Source organism: Haemophilus sp. HMSC071C11 (genome assembly GCF_001837655.1).
Classification (GTDB): Bacteria; Pseudomonadota; Gammaproteobacteria; order Enterobacterales; family Pasteurellaceae; genus Haemophilus; species Haemophilus influenzae.
Map to the genome: position 1 here is coordinate 111239 of NZ_KV833404.1, position 20938 is coordinate 132176.

At 38.5% G+C, this 20938-nt stretch carries 17 protein-coding genes, 1 pseudogene and 1 other annotated feature; of the genes and pseudogenes, 6 read left to right on the forward strand and 12 right to left on the reverse strand.

Annotated elements, in window-relative coordinates; genetic code table 11:
• Positions 1–252: 252 nt before the first annotated feature.
• From thrC to thrA, 3 genes are read right to left on the reverse strand one after another with little or no spacing between them, the layout of a single operon-like run.
• Positions 253–1530, reverse strand: coding sequence for a threonine synthase (gene thrC / locus HMPREF2644_RS02885; protein WP_011271868.1), 1278 nt, complete (start codon positions 1528–1530; stop codon positions 253–255).
• A 42-nt stretch (positions 1531–1572) separates the two neighbouring features.
• Positions 1573–2517, reverse strand: coding sequence for a homoserine kinase (thrB, locus tag HMPREF2644_RS02890; RefSeq protein WP_070828214.1), 945 nt, complete (start codon positions 2515–2517; stop codon positions 1573–1575).
• Positions 2518–2529: 12 nt separating this feature from the next.
• Positions 2530–4977: a bifunctional aspartate kinase/homoserine dehydrogenase I gene (gene thrA / locus HMPREF2644_RS02895; RefSeq protein ID WP_070828215.1), complete on the reverse strand. Its 2448-nt coding sequence runs from the start codon at positions 4975–4977 to the stop codon at positions 2530–2532.
• Between the two features lie 33 nt (positions 4978–5010).
• Positions 5011–5128, reverse strand: a sequence feature (Thr leader region).
• A gap of 172 nt (positions 5129–5300) precedes the next feature.
• Between thrA and HMPREF2644_RS02900 the strand changes: the two genes are divergently transcribed.
• A complete protein-coding gene (locus tag HMPREF2644_RS02900) occupies positions 5301–6014 on the forward strand; it encodes a YggS family pyridoxal phosphate-dependent enzyme (RefSeq protein ID WP_005658370.1) in 714 nt (237 codons plus the stop codon).
• A 39-nt stretch (positions 6015–6053) separates the two neighbouring features.
• On the opposite strand, the gene HMPREF2644_RS02905 is transcribed toward HMPREF2644_RS02900, so the two are convergent.
• From HMPREF2644_RS02905 to HMPREF2644_RS02925, 5 genes are all read right to left on the reverse strand, one after another.
• Complete coding sequence (locus HMPREF2644_RS02905) at positions 6054–7190, reverse strand: glycerate kinase (protein ID WP_005658368.1); 1137 nt, start codon at positions 7188–7190, stop codon at positions 6054–6056.
• Positions 7191–7198: 8 nt separating this feature from the next.
• Positions 7199–8458, reverse strand: coding sequence for a GntP family permease (locus HMPREF2644_RS02910; RefSeq protein WP_005658366.1), 1260 nt, complete (start codon positions 8456–8458; stop codon positions 7199–7201).
• Positions 8459–8579: 121 nt separating this feature from the next.
• Positions 8580–9686, reverse strand: a complete 1107-nt coding sequence (locus HMPREF2644_RS02915) for a PucR family transcriptional regulator (RefSeq protein ID WP_070828216.1) — start codon at positions 9684–9686, stop codon at positions 8580–8582.
• 201 nt (positions 9687–9887) lie between these two features.
• Positions 9888–10367 (reverse strand): GntT/GntP/DsdX family permease, encoded by a 480-nt coding sequence (locus HMPREF2644_RS09505; protein ID WP_370683924.1) that lies wholly within the window; start codon positions 10365–10367, stop codon positions 9888–9890.
• Between the two features lie 191 nt (positions 10368–10558).
• Positions 10559–11314, reverse strand: coding sequence for a class I SAM-dependent methyltransferase (locus HMPREF2644_RS02925; protein WP_005667899.1), 756 nt, complete (start codon positions 11312–11314; stop codon positions 10559–10561).
• Between the two features lie 137 nt (positions 11315–11451).
• On the opposite strand from HMPREF2644_RS02925, the pseudogene HMPREF2644_RS02930 reads away from it, so the two are divergent.
• From HMPREF2644_RS02930 to fbpC, 4 genes and pseudogenes are all read left to right on the forward strand, one after another.
• Positions 11452–11796, forward strand: a pseudogene (locus tag HMPREF2644_RS02930) (methyltransferase); the annotation flags it as partial.
• A 151-nt stretch (positions 11797–11947) separates the two neighbouring features.
• Positions 11948–12946 carry an iron ABC transporter substrate-binding protein gene (locus tag HMPREF2644_RS02935; RefSeq protein ID WP_005667903.1) on the forward strand — a complete coding sequence of 333 codons (999 nt, stop codon included), beginning with the start codon at positions 11948–11950 and terminating at the stop codon, positions 12944–12946.
• A gap of 117 nt (positions 12947–13063) precedes the next feature.
• The gene (locus HMPREF2644_RS02940; protein ID WP_070828218.1) at positions 13064–14584 is read left to right on the forward strand and encodes an ABC transporter permease; all 1521 of its coding nucleotides are present in this window, start codon (positions 13064–13066) and stop codon (positions 14582–14584) included.
• A complete protein-coding gene (fbpC, locus tag HMPREF2644_RS02945; RefSeq protein WP_032821670.1) occupies positions 14571–15641 on the forward strand; it encodes a heme ABC transporter ATP-binding protein FbpC in 1071 nt (356 codons plus the stop codon). The genes HMPREF2644_RS02940 and fbpC overlap by 14 nt, the downstream gene beginning before the upstream one ends.
• Positions 15642–15675: 34 nt before the next feature.
• Here fbpC and HMPREF2644_RS02950 read toward each other — a convergent pair whose 3' ends face one another.
• The 4 genes from HMPREF2644_RS02950 to htpG all read right to left on the reverse strand — a co-directional run bounded on the left by HMPREF2644_RS02950 (position 15676) and on the right by htpG (position 19822).
• Positions 15676–16356 (reverse strand): M15 family metallopeptidase, encoded by a 681-nt coding sequence (locus HMPREF2644_RS02950; RefSeq protein WP_005687632.1) that lies wholly within the window; start codon positions 16354–16356, stop codon positions 15676–15678.
• 1 nt (position 16357) lies between these two features.
• The gene (dapE, locus tag HMPREF2644_RS02955) at positions 16358–17491 is read right to left on the reverse strand and encodes a succinyl-diaminopimelate desuccinylase (RefSeq protein ID WP_005687633.1); all 1134 of its coding nucleotides are present in this window, start codon (positions 17489–17491) and stop codon (positions 16358–16360) included.
• Between the two features lie 27 nt (positions 17492–17518).
• Entirely contained in the window at positions 17519–17863 is a 345-nt protein-coding gene (locus HMPREF2644_RS02960; protein WP_005687634.1) for an ArsC family reductase, read from the reverse strand.
• Positions 17864–17941: 78 nt separating this feature from the next.
• Positions 17942–19822 (reverse strand): molecular chaperone HtpG, encoded by a 1881-nt coding sequence (gene htpG, locus HMPREF2644_RS02965; RefSeq protein ID WP_005687637.1) that lies wholly within the window; start codon positions 19820–19822, stop codon positions 17942–17944.
• 310 nt (positions 19823–20132) lie between these two features.
• Between htpG and HMPREF2644_RS02970 the strand changes: the two genes are divergently transcribed.
• Positions 20133–20888 (forward strand): Nif3-like dinuclear metal center hexameric protein, encoded by a 756-nt coding sequence (locus HMPREF2644_RS02970; protein WP_038440928.1) that lies wholly within the window; start codon positions 20133–20135, stop codon positions 20886–20888.
• The last annotated feature ends 50 nt before the right edge of the window (positions 20889–20938 follow it).

Sequence of the window (20938 nt, forward strand, 5' to 3'; positions counted from 1 at the left end):
CGAAGGTTCGAATCCTTCACGACCCACCACTTAAAAATAAAGTAATCACCGAAAAGGTATTTTTTTATTGCCTAAATTTAATACTACTTTTTCAAATCACTGTCTTATTGATAAATAGCTATTCTTTCTATTAATGTAAAATTAATTAGTTAATATATCCTTATTTTTTTATCTCTATACCCTATTTTCTAAAAATAAAATAGCACCTGAAAATCAGATGCTATCCAAAACACAATAAAAATTTACCGCACTTTATGACTTCAATAAGTAAGCCCGTAGTTGTGCAAAATCATTATCCATTTCATCTGAAAGCAATGGTAGCTGATTATGTTTATCCAGTGTTTCAGGTAATGGAAGCTGAATACCAAGAATACGTTCTACGGATTCTTTAAATTTCGCAGGATGCGCCGTACACAAGAAGATTCCTGTTTCACTCGCTTTAAGTTGCTCTTTCAACACCTGATAAGCTATCGCACCGTGAGGTTCACATAAATAACCTTTCGACTGCATCGCTTTTAAGGTATCTTCTGTTTCGCTATCACTTAGCATCCCCGAACCTAAATCAGTTAAATCCCAACCATTTCGTTTAAACAATTCTTCCACTCTCGGCCAATTGTTTGGGCGACTTACATCCATTGCATTAGAAAGGGTTGCAACTGTCGTTTTAGGATCCCAATTACCCGATTTCAAATAACGTGGCACAGTATCATTTGCGTTTGTTGAGGCGACAAAGCGTTTTATCGGCAAGCCTAAGGTTTTTGCAATTAATCCCGCCGTTAAGTTACCAAAATTACCACTTGGCACAGAAACCACGACATTATCACGTTTTTCTTTTGGCAATTGTGCGACAGCCTCAAAGTAATAACAAACTTGAGCTAATAAACGGCTGATATTAATAGAATTTGCAGAGTTCAGCCCGATAGCTTGGCGCAATTCAACATCATCAAAGGCTTGCTTAACCAAAGCCTGACACGCATCGAAATCAGCGTTAATCGCAACAGTACGAATATTCCCACCTAAAGTACAGAATAGCTTTTCTTGTAATGGGCTAATTTTGCCTTTTGGATAAAGGATAACTACATTAATATTTTCTAATCCATAAAACGCATGTGCTACAGCGGCTCCAGTATCGCCTGAGGTTGCCGTTAAAATAGTAATTTTGCCATCGCCACGTACCGCAGCAAGTGCCTGTGCCATAAAACGCCCACCAAAATCTTTAAATGCTAGCGTTGGACCGTGAAATAATTCAAGTGCATAAATATTATCTTCCACTTTTTCTAACGGTGCAGTGAAAGTAAACGCATTTTTTACCATTGCATCTAACGTTGCTTGTGGTAACTCGCCATCAATTAATGCACCTAGAATTTTTTGACTACGCTCAACAAGAGGCAATTCAAGTAATTCATTAATGTTATTAAGTTTAGGAATAACTTCTGGAAAGAATAGACCTTGATCCCACCCAAGACCTTGACGAACAGCCTGAGAAAAAGTGACTTGTTCTTCTGGGTGTTTGATATTGTATAAATTCATATTTAATCCGTTTTTAATCTGATTTCATCTATTTAAATTAACTTATTTAATTTCTCTTGTGCCTTCGTTATCAACTTTACATACATGCACAAAACCTTCATTATTTTGTAAATAATGGCTTTCTAAATAACTTGAAAGTTTAATTGCAGTTTGTAAATCAGGGGCAATAGAGAAAATAGTTGGCCCTGAGCCTGAAATACCTGTGGCAAGTGTGCCTAAGTCTCGAGTAGCTTGTTTTACTTCAGCAAAATTAGGTAACAGAGATTCACGATAAGGCTCGGCAATGACATCTTTCATCATAATCGCGGCAAGATTTTCCTGATGGGTATGGCAAGCATGCACAAAGCCACCTAAATGACGACCATGGGCAATCACGTTTTGTCGAGTATAGCTTTTCGGTAAAATTGCACGAGCTTCAGCAGTAGAAACTTCAATCCCTGGATAGGCTAACACCCAATACCAATTATCAAAAAATGGCAATTTTTGACAAATATTGCCGAGCGATTGCACCATAAATTGCACACCGCCAAGATAGCAAGGTGCGACGTTATCATAATGGATTGAACCAGAAATACGACCTTCCAATTCTCCCATCATTTCAAGCAATTCCATTTTCGAAAAAGGTTCATTATGAAACTGATTTAATGCCACTAATGCAGCAACAATAGAACAAGCACTAGAGCCTAAACCAGAGCCAATAGGCATATTTTTTTCGAGCGTTAAACGTAAAGGTTTAACATTTGCTCCGCGTAATTTTAATTGCTCGCTAAATAGCACATAAGCTTGGTAAACAATATTTTTTTGTGGTTCTTTCGGTAATTTACGAACAAAATAGCCCGCACTTTCTAACTCAAAACCACTTGAAATAGATTCTATTTGAACCACATCGCCTAACAAAGAACCATCAATAGGAGAGATCGCAGCACCTAAAGTATCGAAACCTACGCTAATATTCGCGCTAGATGCAGGAGCGTAAATTCTTAACATTGGAAATCCTTATTAATGTTGTAATGTTCTTAAAATATCTGCAAAGATACCTGCCGCAGTAACTGCATTACCTGCGCCATAACCACGTAATAAAAGTGGAATCGGTTGATAATAACGAGTATAAAATGCCAAGGCATTTTCACCATCTTTCACTTTATAAAGTGGATTATTCAGATCTACCGCAACGATGGATACTTTGCATTTTCCTTCACTAATTTTTCCAACATAACGCAATACTTTGCCTTCTGCTTTAGCTGTGGCAACGCGAGTTTTAAACTCCTTGTCAAGCTGTGGCAACATTGCCATAAACTCATCTGCAGATTTTCCTTCAGAGAAGCCTTTCGGCAATACACCTTCAACTTCAACATCTGAAAGTTCAAGTTCAATTCCCGCTTCACGAGCAAGAATTAATAATTTGCGCGCTACATCTTGTCCAGAAAGATCATCTCGAGGATCTGGCTCAGTAAAGCCTTTTTCACGCGCAAGTGCGGTTACTTCTGAAAGAGAAAGTCCTTCTTCCAACTTACCAAAAATAAAGGAAAGCGAGCCAGATAAAATCCCTTCAAAATATTCAAGCTCATCACCTGCTGCAAGTAAGTTTTGGAGATTTTCAATAACTGGCAAGCCCGCACCTACATTGGTTTCATATAAAAATTTATGCTGGCTTGCTTGGGCATTTTGGCGTAACTCATTGTAATAAACTAATTCTCGTGTATTCGCTTTTTTGTTTGGCGTAACCACATGGAAACCTTCTTTTAACGCACGAGCATAAAGCCCTGCTACAGATTCGGCTGAAGTACAATCTACAAATACTGGATTCACCACATGATGTAATTTAATGAAAGAAAGCAATACATCAAAATCTGATGGCTGAGTCGCATTTTCTAAATCGTTTTTCCAATCCTCTAAATTTAATCCATTTTCATCAAGCAACATACGGTTGGAATTCGCAATAGCACAAACTCGAATTTCAACATTCTTCTTTGCTAGATACTCCTTTTGACGCTTTACCTGCTCTATTAATTCTCCGCCTACTCCACCAACGCCCACTAAAAACATATCCACGACTTTTTTATTATTGAAAAGCGCCTGATGGGTAGCCTTCACCGCTTCAATGGCTTTATTTTGCGGCACAACCGCAGAAATTGAACGTTCGCTAGATCCTTGTGCAATCGCCACAATGCTAATGTTTGCCTGCGCTAATGCCGAGAAGAAACGAGCAGCAATGCCTTTCGCTTGCTTCATTCCATCGCCCACAACAGAAATAATGGATAAATCTTTAATCACTTCAATTGATTCTAATTGATGTTCATTTAATTCATTAGCAAACTCCGTTTCTAGTACGGTTTTCGCTACTTCTGCAGATTTCACAGGCACACAGAAACTAATACTATATTCAGACGAAGACTGAGTAATTAAAATAACTGAAATGCCTGCGCCTGACATGGCTGAAAATACGCGAGATGCCATGCCTACCATACCTTGCATACCGGGGCCTGACACATTAAACATCGCCAAATTGTCTAAGTTAGTGATACCTTTAACTTGCAAACTTTCTGATTTCACATTGCCATCAATAATCGAACCTGGCGCAGAAGGATTTCCTGTATTTTTAATGACACAAGGAATATTTTGTGGCAACAATGGCCCAATCGTACGAGGATGAATCACTTTCGCACCGAAATAAGAGAGTTCCATCGCTTCACGATAAGAAAGCGTTGGTAATAAACGTGCATCAGGCACTAAACGCGGATCGCAAGTATAAACGCCGTCCACATCGGTCCAAATTTCGCATACACTTGCGCCTAAACAAGCGGCTAAACAGGCGGCAGAATAGTCTGAGCCATTACGACCGAGCAATACCAACTCGCCTTTTTCATTACCCGCAGTAAAACCTGCCATCAGCACCACTTTATCTTTTGCAATACTTGCTGCATCAACACGTTTTGTTGATTCTTCAATTTCAACTGAAGACTCAAGATAACCGCCTTTTGCTAATAATTGCTTGACTGGATCCACAATATGTACGCTATAGCCACGTGCTTCAAACCAAGCTTTCATCATTGCAATAGAAAGTTTTTCCCCACGGCAATCAATGGTCGCTTTAACTGCATCTTCTACTTTTCCTGCCTGACGAATTTCTTCTAATAATCCTTTGATTTGAGCAAATTCAGCATCAATAAGTGCCTTGGTGCCATTTAAGTCGAATTGATTATTTTCGGCATGTAAGCCATTAATGATGTTATAGAAAATTTCGATTGCTTCGTTGAAATGCGTATCGGTTGATTGATTTAATGCAGCTTTTTCAGAAAGGGCGACGAGATGGTTGGTTATTTTGGCTGGTGCTGATAAAACACCTGCAGCCTGCTCTTCTAAATGAGCTTGCTCGATCAATTTCGCCGCTTGGGAAAAACGTTCCGGATTTGCAAGCGAAGTGCCGCCAAATTTAAGTACGCGCATAATTGGTTCTCCTAGATATTGTGTTTTTAAATTTATAAAAAAACCCGCTATTCAGTTGAATCGCGGGTTTTCTGTATCTTGTTTTTGCTGCACTAACCCGCACCATTAATCATAATAATGGTCATCATAATGGCGGTAATCGTGCTAATGATTACGGATAAAGTGCGGTTATTTTTCATTGTGTTTTATCTTGAAAAATGAATGCGTAAAGAAATACCGAAATTTCCCGAGCTTGTCAAACAGAAAGTGACAAATTTTTCAGAAATTTTCTTAGTCAATAAATTTCGTGTAAACTAACCGCACTTTTTTATAAAGGAAAACCTATGAATATCCAGCATAATCTCAACCTAATTCAGCAAAAAATTGAAACGGCTTGTAAAGAAAAAAATCGCAATCAAAATACCGTAAAATTACTTGCCGTATCTAAGACCAAACCTATTTCTGCTATTCTTTCGGCTTATCAAGCGGGACAAACGGCTTTTGGGGAAAATTACGTGCAAGAGGGGGTAGAAAAGATCCAATATTTTGAGTCTCAAAATATAAACCTTGAATGGCATTTTATCGGCCCATTACAATCAAATAAAACCCGTCTCGTTGCAGAACATTTTGATTGGATGCAAACGCTTGATCGAGCAAAAATTGCAGATCGTTTAAATGAACAACGACCGACCAACAAGGCTCCATTGAATGTATTAATTCAGATTAATATCAGCGATGAAGAAAGTAAATCAGGTATTCAACCTGAGGAAATGCTAACACTAGCAAAACACATCGAAAATTTACCGCACTTATGCCTACGTGGCTTAATGGCAATACCCGCACCAACCGATAAAATTGCTGAACAAGAAGCCGTGTTCAGAAAAATGTCAGACCTATTTGAACAACTTAAACAAGCCTTACCCAATCAACAAATTGATACACTTTCTATGGGAATGACGGATGATATGCCGAGCGCAATAAAATGCGGTTCTACAATGGTACGCATTGGCACTGCGATTTTTGGTGCGAGAAATTATTCAACATCACAAAATAAATAATCATGGAATAAGGCTCGAATTTAAAACAAGCCTTATTTCTTAATGAAATTTAAATGCCAGTACTCTCGCCACATTTTGAGCGGTAGAAATTAAATTTTGTTCGCCTTGTTTGAGAATATCCGATAAATCGCCAAGTTGGTGAATAATAGGGAACACCGCATCAATACCGTGATCAAACACCACATCATAATCTTCACGCAAACACCCTGCGATGGCGATCACTGGCTTATTGAACTGTTTTGCCGTACGCGCCACACCAATTGGCGTTTTACCCATAATACTTTGTGCATCTATTCGCCCTTCACCCGTAATCACTACATCAGCATCTTTTACATAGTCAATTAAATGTAACCGGTCTAACACAATTTGTATGCCTGCTTTCAGTTGTACGCTTGGTAATAATAGCAAGCCACCACCCATACCACCAGCAGCACCTGCGCCAGCCTGATCACGAATTTGTTTACCGCAATCGCGTTCGGCAATTTCAGCAAAATGCGAAAGTGCAGCATCAAGTTGTTTCACCATTTCAGGCGTTGCGCCTTTTTGTGGTCCAAAAATGGCAGATGCGCCACATTCACCACAGAGCGGATTATTCACATCGCACGCTACTTCAATGTGAACTTGTTGCAAACGTGGATCTAATTGTTGAACGTCAATCTTCACAATATTTGCTAGCTCTGCTCCACCAAAACCGATAGGCTTATCTTGCGAATCTAAACATTGCATCCCTAGTGCTTGCAACATTCCTACACCACCATCGTTGGTTGCGCTACCGCCAATGCCAAGAATGAAACTCTCCACGCCTAAATCTAATGCCAGTTTAATCAACTCCCCTGTGCCGTAACTGGTGGTAAGCAAGGGATTGCGTTTTTCAGTCGGAACAAGATGTAAACCAGAAGCTGCTGCCATTTCGATAATCGCGGTTTTTCCATCTCCCGATAAACCGAAGAAACTTTTCACTTTGTCACCCAAAGGCGCGGTGACTTCACATTCAATGAGCTTGCCTTGCGTGGCATCCACAAGGGATTGAACTGTACCTTCGCCCCCATCTGCCATTGGCAATTTTACATAGTCCGCATCGGGGAATACACGTTTGAAGCCTGTTTCAATGGCGGTAGCGACTTCAAGTGCGGTCAAACTTTCTTTAAAAGAATCAGGTGCAATCACAAATTTCATAACAACTCCTAGAATTTAAATACGCCAAAAATTAAGGTAGAAACGATGGTCATCATCAAACCGACCGCACTTTCATAAGGAATAAGTTTTAAACGTTCTTTGATATCCATATTCACACTACCGCCTGTAGCATGGAAGAAAGAACCATGTGGCATATGATCAAATACGGTCGCCCCTGCATGAATCATTGCTGCACCAGCAAGACTGCTAACACCAAGTTCTAACAAGGTACTACTGAACACATTGGATGCCACCGCAGTACCTGCCGTGGTAGAAGCTGTCGCTAAAGACATCAACACCCCTGAAATTGGTGCAAGAATGTATGATGGCAAACCTGAATGTTCCAAACCTTGAATCAATACTTCTTTTAAACCAGAATTAGCAATGATGCCAGCAAGCGCGCCTGTACCAAGTAACATAATTGCCACGGGTGTCATTTTACTCAATCCATTGATAGCATAACTATTTATATTGCGAAGTTTGCCCATACAAAGCGCACCAATCAAACCACCTAACGGCAATGCAATTAATGGATCAACTTTAATATCAAACAATGGACGAAGTGCCAATAGCAAAATTGCCACTAAAGGTGCGACAAGTGCGGTCAGAAATGAAGGTAAATTTTGCGTTTCAAGCACGATTACCTCTTTGTCAGTCACTTTAGAACCTTTGTTGATTAAGCGTTTTGCTAAGAAGTAGGTGAGAATCAAACCAAATAGCGCGGGAATTATACCAGCCATCATCACGGAAGTGAGTGGCAAATGAAAAGTATCTGCTGCCGCAATGGCATTTGGGTTTGGCGACATAATATTACCAGCTTTACCACCGCCAATCATGGCGAGCAAAATTGCAGCTTTCGATAAATCGCTGCGACGCGATAACGCTAAAGCAATTGGTGAAACAGTAATCACTGCCACATCCACGAACACACCCACCGCAGTTAAAATCATCGTCGCTAGTGCCAAGGCGAGTAAAGCTCGAGTTTCACCCAATTTATTAGTAATGGTTTCCGCGATGGAATTTGCTGCACCCGATTCAATCAGCACGCCTGCCAACACACCAGCAGCTAAGATACGCATAACCGCAGTAGTAATACCCTGTGCGCCACCGATCATTAGGCTCACTGTTTGCGATAAATCCGCACCACCAATTAAGCCTCCAACCAAAGCTCCCACCAACATACCATAAGCTGGTGAGACTTTTTTCAAAATGAGGAAGATAGCAACGATTAAAGCCACCAACGCACCTATTGCTGAGACTGTTGTCATTTTTTCTCTCCTATAAAAATTAAAACCAAGGAGATTATTTCTGTTTTATAGGGAAAATGCTTTATTAGAGCAAACAAAAAGTGCGGTTAAAAATCATCAAACTTTGTAAAGTTATACAACCTCAATGTTCTAACAACGTTCCGAGATAGAGCGTTAATTTATCATCTATCTTATTGAAAAATAAGCCAGTTATTTGCTCTATTTTGTTCAATCGATAACGCAAAGTATTCGGGTGAACAAATAATTTTTCCGCAGTGAGATAAAGATCACAATTTGATAAAAAATATTGTTGAAGGGTTTTATAAAGTATCGCATTTTCTTCTGAGAAAAGGGGAGAAAGGGGTTTTATCAATTCGTTCCCTTGCCAAGAATGGGATAATCCAGCAAGTAACACAGGCAATCGATTCTCATCAAACACATAAATACCTTTGCGTGGATGATGTTTTAATCCATAAGAAAGCGTGCTTTGCGCACTTTGAAAAGACAAGGGAAGCTGCTCAAAAAGCGGTAGATTTAGACAAGCGCCTACAGCAATTTTATAATCTTGTTTTGAATAATCTGCAGGTAAAAGCGTTTTCATTTGAGCAGAAAGTACGGTGGAGTTTTGCCAAGTCTTTAAGACCACAACCTGATCAAGGGACAAAATTGCCACATCCTGTGCAAATTCAGACTGTTCCAAATAATTGATCAGATGCTGTAAATTATCCAGGGCTGGATTAAGTAACTTAATCAATACAACCACACGAGATTTATTTAAATCAAAAGAAAAAAATTTCGCCTGCTGTTCCATCTTTTTCCAATTCAAATTGCAATGTAATAATTGCAAAATAAATTCTTCTTTGTAACGACGATGCCAGCTTTCTTGTTCGAGTAAAGCCTGTTGTTCCACAATAAGTTCTGCGGTCATTTTCACTAGTTCGGCATATTGTTTCACCTGAGTTGGCTCACCAGAAATCCCCACCACTCCAATATTTTTGCCTAAATAATGAATCGGTAAATTAATCCCTGGTTGCGCTTCAAAATTCCATTTTTGTGCCAACGCTTGATCAATCTCTACCACACGATTTTCCCGCAACGCCAACACCGCTCCTGTGTGCCGTTGATTCAAACGCGTTGAATTTCCCGACGCAATGATCACACCGTCGTGATCCATTACATTTACAGAGTGATGAATGATCTTCATTGCACGTTTAACAATTTTTTTGGCAGTGTATTTGTCAAGTTGCATATTTGTAATAAAGAAGATAAATGAAGATAAAATATTGAGAAAAAGAAAGTTAGTCAAATATTGTTTTATCTGCAAGAAAAGACGGGAGACTATTCTCCCGCACTGCGTTTTTATCGCTATAATGTTTTATTCTGAACTTGAACATATCCCATAATTAATGCCAAAATCCCTAGTGGAAAAATGAGATCTATTACAGAACCATCATTTCCCCAAATCAAGAATAGCTTTGATGAAAATAAGTAAAATCGGTAAGACAATAGGAATACTCACGACATAGCCCGTAATGGCTAATGCCCATTCTTCCTTTTTCTTACCTAGAAATTTGATAAAACTGAACGCCATTTTTTCAGCAACTGGGCAGATTGAAGTTTCACCATGTAAAGGTTCTCGAATAATGCTACTTACAAAGGAAGAAGTCGCTTTATTTGGTTTTCCTGGACGGATACAAATTGTGAGCAGGCGAACACAGAGACCATCAACAAAACCTTTTCTTGTATAGTCATTAATAAGTAATTCACTCATTGCTTTTTGTGCACCATAAGTCGATTGTGGCGTTACAGCAGTAGAATCCTGAATAATTTCTGGTAAATCACCACCAAATACAGCAAGTGAACTAGAAAAAATAAAACGAATTTTAGTATCAGATTCATCAAAATATGAGAAAGTGGCGACATTCCATATTTGTCCACTAACAAATTTTGATCACATAATTTGCGACAAAAATCTTGTTGAATCTGCACAGAATGGCATTAGAGAATTAAATATTAATTTAACTATCGTATAAATAAATTAATATAAATGATCTGCACCCCAAAACTAAACAAATAAGCTTACTCATTAAGGTGCAAATCAAAGTGCGGTTCGTTTTTATATTATTTTTGGCTACATACAGCAATAAAATGTAATTTATGTTCAGGATCATTAAAGGTTTTGAACATTCTTTTAAATTGCTCACGATTTTCCGCTTTCATCGCATTACGGATGATTTTTAACGTACCGAAAATTCCTTCATCATAAATCATTCCTTTTGGAGAAAGTAATGTCATCTCACCAGAGAAAGTATCAACATATCTAAAGCCACTTTCTTGGAATATGCCTTTCCATCCATCTTTCGTTAATGGCGTGACAGTCACATTAATCGCTTTGCGCATATTTTCTAGAATAGTTTGATGATCATTCCCCACCAGCATAACATCGTGAGTAAGCAATAAACCATTGGGTTTTAACACTCGAAAATATTCTGCAATGGCTTTTTTCTTCGCTTCCACGGGTAACATTGTGAGCATCGCTTCATTGATGACAATATCAAAACTTTCATCCTCGAAAGGCAACTTCATCGCATTCGCACGCTGTACATGAATTTTTTCTTGCAAGCCATTTGCTTCAATATTTGCTTGTGCTTTTGCTAACGCATTTTCATCTAAATCAACACCTTCAATATGACAACCAAATTGTTTCGCCAATCCAATTGCAGTCGTCCCCATATTACAGGCAACCTCTAACACTTTTTTATCTTGGCTAAAATCGCCATTAGCAATTAACCAATCTGTCGCTTTTTTACCGCCTGGACGCAAACGCGTTTTACCCAAACGTGCAAGAAAATTATGCCCTACTTCATCTTTTGCCATTTTTATCTCCTAGTAATTAACTTGGTTTTTATATTATAGATAAAAATGATAACTATTAAAATGATAGATTAAATAAATTAAGGCGGAATAATTGTTCCGCCTTTTTCTCTTATTTCTTCAATGCTTTTTTCAATTCAATTTATTCCTTTGAAGATAACAAAACTTACATACCGAAACGCTTTACTCAATATGTAAAAACATTGGTAGAAGGCGCAAATCAGTATATTGGTGCTGGAAATATGTATAACGGCGACGTAGAAGATTTGAATAAACCGCATCTTTATATGATGTCTCAAATGGAAAAACCGACAACTAAAGCTGAGTTGAAATCAGCATTACAAGGCTATTTAATTCAAAATAAATATCAAGATATGAATAACAATGATAAATTGATTGATGAAACTTATGATTGCACTGAGTTGTTTAATGCACTTTGTGATGTATTAACAAGATTAGGCTATATCCAGCCTGTAAACCTATAATCTATGTATGGTTCGTTTAATGTACCGTTTTGTTTTTCATCTAAATATCAATTTAAATTGAGAACTATTTGCATTTAAATAAAATTAGGCATAGAATAGCCACAATTCAGGCTGAACTGAATAATTTGCACTCAACATAAGGAGCTTTTCAATGCAATTTAAACATTTCAAACTTGCTACCCTTGCGGCAGCACTTGCTTTTTCTGCTAATAGTTTTGCTGATATTACCGTTTATAATGGTCAGCACAAAGAAGCCGCTACGGCTGTGGCAAAAGCCTTTGAACAGGAAACAGGCATTAAAGTTACGCTAAATAGCGGGAAAAGTGAGCAACTTGCAGGTCAATTAAAAGAAGAAGGCGATAAAACACCAGCCGATGTTTTCTATACTGAACAAACAGCGACTTTTGCCGATCTTTCTGAAGCAGGGCTTTTAGCACCAATTTCAGAACAAACCATTCAACAAACCGCACAAAAAGGCGTACCACTTGCACCGAAAAAAGACTGGATTGCATTAAGTGGCCGTTCTCGCGTAGTGGTTTACGATCACACTAAATTATCTGAAAAAGATATGGAAAAATCAGTGCTTGATTATGCAACACCAAAATGGAAAGGCAAAATCGGTTATGTATCAACTTCTGGCGCGTTCTTAGAGCAAGTTGTTGCGTTAAGCAAAATGAAAGGGGACAAAGTTGCGCTTAATTGGTTAAAAGGTTTAAAAGAGAACGGAAAACTTTACGCTAAAAATAGTGTGGCATTACAAGCGGTTGAAAATGGCGAAGTACCTGCTGCGTTAATCAATAACTATTATTGGTATAACCTAGCAAAAGAAAAAGGCGTGGAAAACCTAAAAAGCCGTCTTTATTTTGTTCGCCACCAAGATCCAGGTGCGTTAGTTAGCTATTCAGGTGCAGCAGTATTGAAAGCTTCTAAAAATCAAGCTGAAGCACAAAAATTTGTTGATTTCTTAGCGAGTAAAAAAGGTCAAGAGGCATTAGTGGCAGCGCGTGCAGAATATCCGTTACGTGCTGATGTGGTTTCGCCATTTAATCTTGAACCTTATGAAAAATTAGAAGCACCAGTGGTGTCCGCAACAACAGCTCAAGATAAAGAACATGCGATCAAATTAATTGAAGAAGCTGGATTGAAATAATCCAAATATTGCGTGCGTGTATTTGAAAAAATTCACGCACGCGTTTACAATTCTCTAACAAAATTAACCGCTTGCGTGCGTGAACTGAAAGGTTCACATTCCTAAAAGGATTTAACTTTGCCTCGCAGACCGCCATTCTGGCTCACTTTACTTATCATCTTAATCGGGCTTCCGTTATGTTTGCCGTTTCTGTATGTCATTTTTCGTGCGACAGAAGTGGGATTAACGCGAAGTGTTGAGCTATTGTTTCGCCCTCGAATGGCTGAATTATTAAGCAATACAATGCTTTTAATGGTTTGTGTAACTATCGGAGCTATTTCACTTGGCACGCTTTGTGCTTTTTTACTTGAACGTTATCGCTTTTTCGGTAAAGCTTTTTTTGAAGTGGCGATGACGTTACCCCTTTGTATTCCCGCCTTTGTAAGTTGTTTTACTTGGATCAGCCTCACATTCCGCGTTGAGGGTTTTTGGGGAACAATTGGTATTATGACATTAAGTTCATTTCCTTTGGCTTATTTGCCCGTTTCCGCTATATTAAAAAGACTTGATCGTTCTCTTGAAGAAGTAAGCCTTTCGCTTGGTAAAAGCCCTGTGTATACCTTTTGGTATGCTATTTTCCCGCAACTTAAACCCGCCATTGGTAGTAGTATCTTACTAATTGCTTTACATATGTTGGTCGAATTTGGTGCAGTGTCAATTTTAAATTATCAAACCTTTACCACTGCCATTTTCCAAGAATATGAAATGTCTTTTAACAACAGCACTGCTGCATTATTATCCGCCGTTTTAATGGCGATTTGTATACTTATTGTTTTTGGGGAAATTTTCTTTCGTGGAAAACAAACCCTTTACCACAGTGGAAAAGGTGTTACGCGTCCTTATCTCGTAAAAACACTTTCCTTTGGAAAACAATGTTTAACCTTCGGATTTTTCTCTAGCATATTCATTTTAAGCATTGGCGTGCCTGTGATTATGTTAATTTACTGGCTTATTGTGGGAACTTCACTCGAAAGTGCGGGTGATTTTTCAGAATTTTTATCGGCATTCAGCAATTCATTTATCATTTCAGGCTTAGGCGCATTGCTTACCGTAATGTGTGCCTTGCCATTAGTTTGGGCAGCTGTTCGTTACCGTAGTTATTTAACGATTTGGATCGACCGCTTGCCATATCTATTACACGCTGTGCCAGGCTTAGTCATTGCCTTATCATTAGTCTATTTTTCCATCCATTACGCTAACGACCTATATCAAACCTTTTTTGTGATTATCATTGCCTACTTTATGCTCTATTTGCCAATGGCACAAACTACATTAAGAGCGTCTTTAGAGCAACTTTCCGATCAAATTGAAAAAGTCGGACAAAGTCTTGGGCGAAGCCCTTTCTATATTTTTCGCACCTTGACGCTACCAGCCATATTACCAGGTGTGGCCGCCGCATTTGCTTTGGTTTTTTTGAATTTAATGAAAGAGCTTACCGCGACGCTTTTGCTCACATCAAATGATATTAAAACCTTATCCATTGCTGTGTGGGAACATACCAGCGATGCGCAATATGCTGCCGCCACCCCTTATGCGTTAATGCTCGTTCTTTTTTCGGGTATTCCTGTATTTTTATTGAAAAAATATGCGTTTAAATAAAATGATAAATAATCCGTTATTAACCGTTAAAAATCTCAATAAATTTTTTAATGAACAACAAGTTCTGCACGATATTTCATTCAGCTTACAACGCGGAGAAATCCTCTTTTTACTTGGTGCTTCAGGCTGTGGCAAAACTACATTATTACGTGCCATTGCAGGATTTGAACACCCCAATACTGGCGAAATTTGGCTAAAAGAGCGGTTAATTTTTGGCGAGAATTTTAATCTTCCAACGCAACAACGTCATCTCGGTTATGTGGTGCAAGAGGGCGTACTTTTTCCTCACTTAAATGTCTATCGCAACATTGCTTACGGATTAGGCAACGGCAAAGGAAAAAATAGCGAAGAAAAAACGCGGATTGAACAAATAATGCAACTAACGGGTATTTTTGAACTGGCGGATCGCTTTCCACATCAACTTTCAGGCGGACAACAACAACGCGTAGCATTGGCGCGTGCTTTAGCCCCTAATCCAGAACTGATTTTATTAGACGAGCCTTTCAGTGCCTTAGACGAGCATCTTCGCCAACAAATTCGCCAAGAGATGCTCCAAGCACTTCGCCAAAGCGGTGCTTCCGCAATTTTCGTTACTCACGACCGTGATGAATCCTTACGCTACGCTGATAAAATCGCCATTATTCAGCAAGGTAAAATTTTACAAATCGATACGCCACGCACCCTTTATTGGTCGCCTAATCATCTTGAAACAGCAAAATTTATGGGGGAAAGTATTGTTTTGCCTGCAAATCTACTCGATGAAAATACCGCTCAATGCCAATTAGGCAATATTCCTATAAAAAATAAATCAATCTCACAAAATCAAGGTAGGATTTTGCTTCGTCCAGAACAATTTAGCCTGTTTAAAACATCAGAAAATCCAACCGCACTTTTTAATGGACAAATAAAACAAATTGAATTTAAAGGAAAAATTACCTCCATTCAAATTGAAATTAATGGCTACGCAATATGGATTGAGAACGTTATTTCTCCCGATTTATCTATTGGCGATAATTTGCCTGTTTATTTACATAGAAAAGGGCTTTTTTACGCTTAACAATAAAGCCTTATCTTCACGATAAGGCTTATTCTTAAACAATATATTCGGAAAAAATTTGTTCAAGATGTGATATTAAACAGTCTGCGCCTAAAATATTTTCCCCTTTCCACGCCTGTTGCAAAATCTCTGGAGAAAATTGCTGGCTTGCCAATTCAGCTAACGGCAAATAACTGATATGCCAAGGCTCCCGCCCCACTTTCTTATTGGACTGCATATTCATAAAAGGCAAAGCAAAATCAAAGTGCGGTAAATTTTCGGCAAGAAATTCACTCAATTCAAAGAAGTAGCCGCCTTTTTCATATTCCCAAGGCTCCAGTTGTAAAGATTGCCCTTGTGGCAAAAGATCAGGATCAAAAATATCCACTTCCGTTCCCCAATGATGACGGCTCGCCCCCGGCAATGCAGACCAACGTAAAATCGCCTGACATTTTTGCCAGTCATCTAATTGGTTCAAATCTAATGCCTTTCCTGCATCATCGTGTACTTTTCGCTCGCCCTTAAATTTACTGTTCCAAATAAGTTTTTGGCGTTCAAAATCACGAAAACTGCTCGCAGGCTGTAAATTAAAGCCATTTTTTGCCGCACTTTGTTGCAAAGCTTGAAATGCTTGCATAGCTTGTGTTTGCAAAAAATGATTTGATGAATGAGTTGTGGGTAAATTGACTAAATGCTCACGAGACTTTCCTGTAAGCATTTCTAGGGTTAATTTCATTTTAGCTATCCAATAAATTCACTAACATTTTGTGATAAATTTCACCGCACTTGCCAAGATCTTCTATACTGACACATTCATTGACTTTATGAATGGTTGAATTTAACGGACCAAATTCCACTACTTCTGCGCCCATCAATGCAATAAAACGACCGTCTGACGTGCCACCACCTGTTTCAGCCTTTGGCGTTATGCCTATGGTTTCCTCAATAGCGGAGGTTATCGAATCTAATAATTTACCTGGTTTTGTTAAAAAGGGTTTGCCTGATAAATTCCATTCAATACGATATTTCAAATTGTGTTTTTCTAGCATTTCAGCGACTTTTTGCTTAATGATTTCATCCGTGACTTCTGTGCAATAACGCAAATTAAACTGAATATATAATTCAGCAGGAATTACATTATTACTTCCCGTACCCGCGTGAATGTTAGCAATTTGTAGGCTTGTTGGCGGGAAAAATTCATTGCCTTTATCCCATTGGTAAGTCGTTAATTCTTGCAAGAATGGGGCTGCTTTATGGATTGGGTTTTCAGCTAAATGCGGATAGGCTACGTGTCCTTGAATACCTTTAATATAGAGATTTCCTGTAATTGAGCCGCGGCGACCATTTTTGACAACATCGCCTAAGTTTTTAGCACTCGATGGCTCTCCAACCATACAATAAGTAATTTTTTCATCACGCGCCATTAACGTCTCAACCACGCGTATAGTTCCATCTTTTGCGGCAGCCTCTTCATCAGAGGTAATCAATAATGCAATGGTGCCTTTATGATTAGGATTTGCTTTTACGTATTCTTCTGCCGCCACAATCATTGCTGCAAGGGAGCCTTTCATATCCGCCGCACCACGCCCATAAAGCATGCCATCAATAATCTCCGCAGAAAACGGCGGAGACGACCATTGATTTTCATCGCCAGTAGGCACAACATCCGTATGACCTGCAAAAGCAATAACTGGCTCGCTCGTTCCGTGTTTTGCCCACAAATTCAACGTGTCATTAAAAGGCATCCATTCAATTTGAAAACCTAGCTTTTCTAAACGTTCGGCAATAATTTGCTGACAGCCTTCGTCATTCGGGCTAATAGACGGGCGACGAATTAAATCTTGTGCCAACGAAACCACTTTTTCTCTCATAAAAACTCCTAAGAAAATAACCGCACTTTAAGCAAAAACAGCCTGATATTCCTTTTCATTAAAGCCAATTAATGCCTTTTCATCTTGTAAAATAATTGGGCGTTTAATTAAAGTTGGATTCTCAGCCAACACGGAAAGTGCGGTGGTTTTATCAAGGGAATTTTTAACTTGCTCATCCAAATTACGCCAAGTTGTACTGCGTTTATTCACTAACACATCCCAGCCAAATTGAGTTTCCGCTTGGGTTAAAAAATTCAAATCTAACCCATCAACACGGTAGTCGTGAAGTTTGTGTTCGATATTGTGATCCGCCAGCCATTTCAACGCTTTCTTCACTGTATCGCAATTTTTAATGCCGTAAACTGTAATCATATTTCACCTAAAAAAGAAAAATCCTCAATCTAATCAGACTGAGGATTTTAACCCTTATACTACTTCATCTCAAATGAATTAACCTAACAACTTATTGATACGTTTAATAAACGCAGCTGGATTTTCCAAAGATCCGCGCTCTGCTAACATAGCTTGTTCAAGCAACAGTTCCACCCAATCAGCAAATTCAGTTTCATCTGCAATATCAGCCACTTTTTTCACTAAATAGTGTTCTGGATTCAGTTCAAATGTGTATTTTACTTCTGGTACAGGTTGCCCTGCGGCTGCAAACAATTTCGCCATTTGGGTCGTCATTTGATCGTTATCCGTAGAAACCACCGCTGGTGTATCCGTTAAATTGTGAGTTAAACGCACCGTTTTCACACGTTCGCCAAGCAAGTTTTTCACACGCTCAATAAAACTACCAAAGGCTTTATCTTGTTGTTTTTGTGTTTCAGATTCTTTATCCGCTAAATCGCCTAAATCCAAATCTGCTTTCGTGATACTTTGTAATTGTTTACCGTCAAATTCAGTTAAATAGCTTAACATCCATTCATCAATACGATCGGAAAGTAATAAAACCTCAATGCCTTTTTTATTGAATAATTCCAAGTGTGGGCTATTTTTCGCTGCAACATAACTATCCGCTGTAATGTAATAGATAGCTTTTTGCCCCTCTTTCATACGCAAGATGTAATCTTCTAAAGAGACAGTTTGCTCACTACCATCATTATGTGTCGAAGCAAAACGCAATAACTTTGCGATAGTTTCTTTGTTAGCAAAATCTTCTGCAGGGCCTTCTTTTAAGACTAAACCAAACTCTTTCCAGAATTTAAGATATTTTTCTGCATCATCTTTTGCTAATTTTTCTAGCATTTGTAATGAACGCTTAGTTAATGCTTTGCGTAGTGCAGCCGTAATTTTGTTATCCTGTAAAATTTCACGAGATACATTTAATGGCAAGTCATTACTATCGATTAAACCACGCATAAAACGTAGATAATTCGGCATAAATTGCTCAGCATCATCCATAATAAATACACGTTGAACATAAAGTTTTAAGCCGTGTTTATGTTCGCGATTAAATAAATCCCAAGGTGCTTTAGCTGGTACATAAAGCAAACTAGTATATGCTTGATTTCCTTCCACTTTGTTATGCGCCCAAGTCACAGGATCAACAAAATCATGGCTTAAGTGTTTGTAAAACGCTTTGTATTCCTCATCGGAAACATCATTTTTAGAACGCGTCCAAAGGGCATCAGATTTATTGATTTTTTCCCATTTTTCGCCGCACTCTTTGCCCTCATCATCGTATTCTTTCGTCAGCATTTCCACTGGCAAGCCAATATGGTCAGAATATTTACCAATAATTTCACGCAAACGCCATTCATTTAAAAATTCTTTTTCATCTTCACGTAAATGTAAAATCACATCTGTACCACGAGATTTTTTCTCAATATCCGCCACAGAATATTCGCCTTCGCCCGCAGATTCCCAAAGCACAGCTTTATCCGCCTCTTCGCCAGCCGCTCTAGTTTTTACAGTCACTTTATCTGCCACAATAAAAGCAGAATAAAAACCCACACCAAACTGCCCAATAAGCTGGCTATTTTTTGCTTGATCTTGGCCAAGTGCGGTTAAAAATTCTTTTGTTCCTGATTTTGCAATCGTCCCCAAATGATCGATGACTTGCTCACGAGTCATACCAATGCCGTTATCGCTAATTGTGATAGTGCCTTTATCCGCATCAAAGCTAACACGCACACGCAAGTCGCCATCGCCTTCATATAAAGCAGGGTTGGAAAGTGCTTTAAAGCGTAATTTATCTGCCGCATCAGAAGCATTAGAAATCAATTCACGTAAGAAAATTTCTTTGTTAGAGTACAAAGAATGAATCATTAATTGGAGTAGTTGTTTGACTTCAGATTGGAAGCCGCGAGTTTCTTGATTTTGTGACATAATTTTTTCCTTCATAAAGATAAAAATTGAACGTCACAGATATAAGAATAAAAAGAAAGATTTCAAGGGAAATTTAAGAGGAAAAGTGCGGTAAAAAACACAAGGAATTTAAACCGCACTTTAAATAAAAAATTTCTTATTTCCCCTTGATCGCTATAAATTTATATATATAATGAATTCTGTTTTAGATACTAGATAGTAATTTAATAGTAATGAAACTTGGCTAGTGCATTCCCCCACTCCTTTCGCACTAGCCATTTTTTTGGGAATTTTGTACCATATCCCGACTTTTTCCAATCAACGATCCATTATGAATAATCTCGAACTTGAACAACTCATTAATCAAAAACTTTCTTCTGATAAAATCAATGACTATGCACCCAACGGCTTACAAGTCGAAGGTAAAACAGAAATCAAAAAAATCATTACTGGCGTAACGGCGAGTCAGGCTTTAATTGATTACGCAATCAGCCAAAATGCTGATGCTATTTTAGTTCATCATGGCTATTTTTGGAAAAGTGAAACCCCTTGTATCCGAGGAATGAAAGGCAAGCGAATTAAAGCCCTTTTAGTGAACGACATTAATTTATATGGCTATCATTTGCCATTAGATGTGCACCCAGAATTAGGTAACAATGCACAATTAGCCAAACTGCTCGACATTGAAAATTTACAACCATTAGAAAAAGGCACTGTGAGTATTCCTGTTTGGGGCGAATTAAAAGAACCGATGACAGGTAAAGACTTTGCAGAAAAAATAGAAAAAGTGTTAAATCGAAAACCGTTAATTTGCATTGAAAACGGACCGCACTTAATCCGAAAAATTGGCATCTGCACTGGTGGCGGACAAGGTTATATTGATCTTGCTGCAGAACAAGGCTGCGACGCATTTATTACAGGGGAAGTGTCAGAACAAACAATCCATTCTGCCCGTGAGCAAGGATTGCATTTCTTCTCTGCAGGTCATCACGCAACAGAACGCTATGGCATCAAGGCATTAGGCGAATGGTTGGCGAAAGAATATGGCTTTGACGTAGAATTTAAAGATATAGATAATCCAGCATAAAATACAAAAGTGCGGTAAAAATATTTCTTTTTTACCGCACGCTTTCTTCT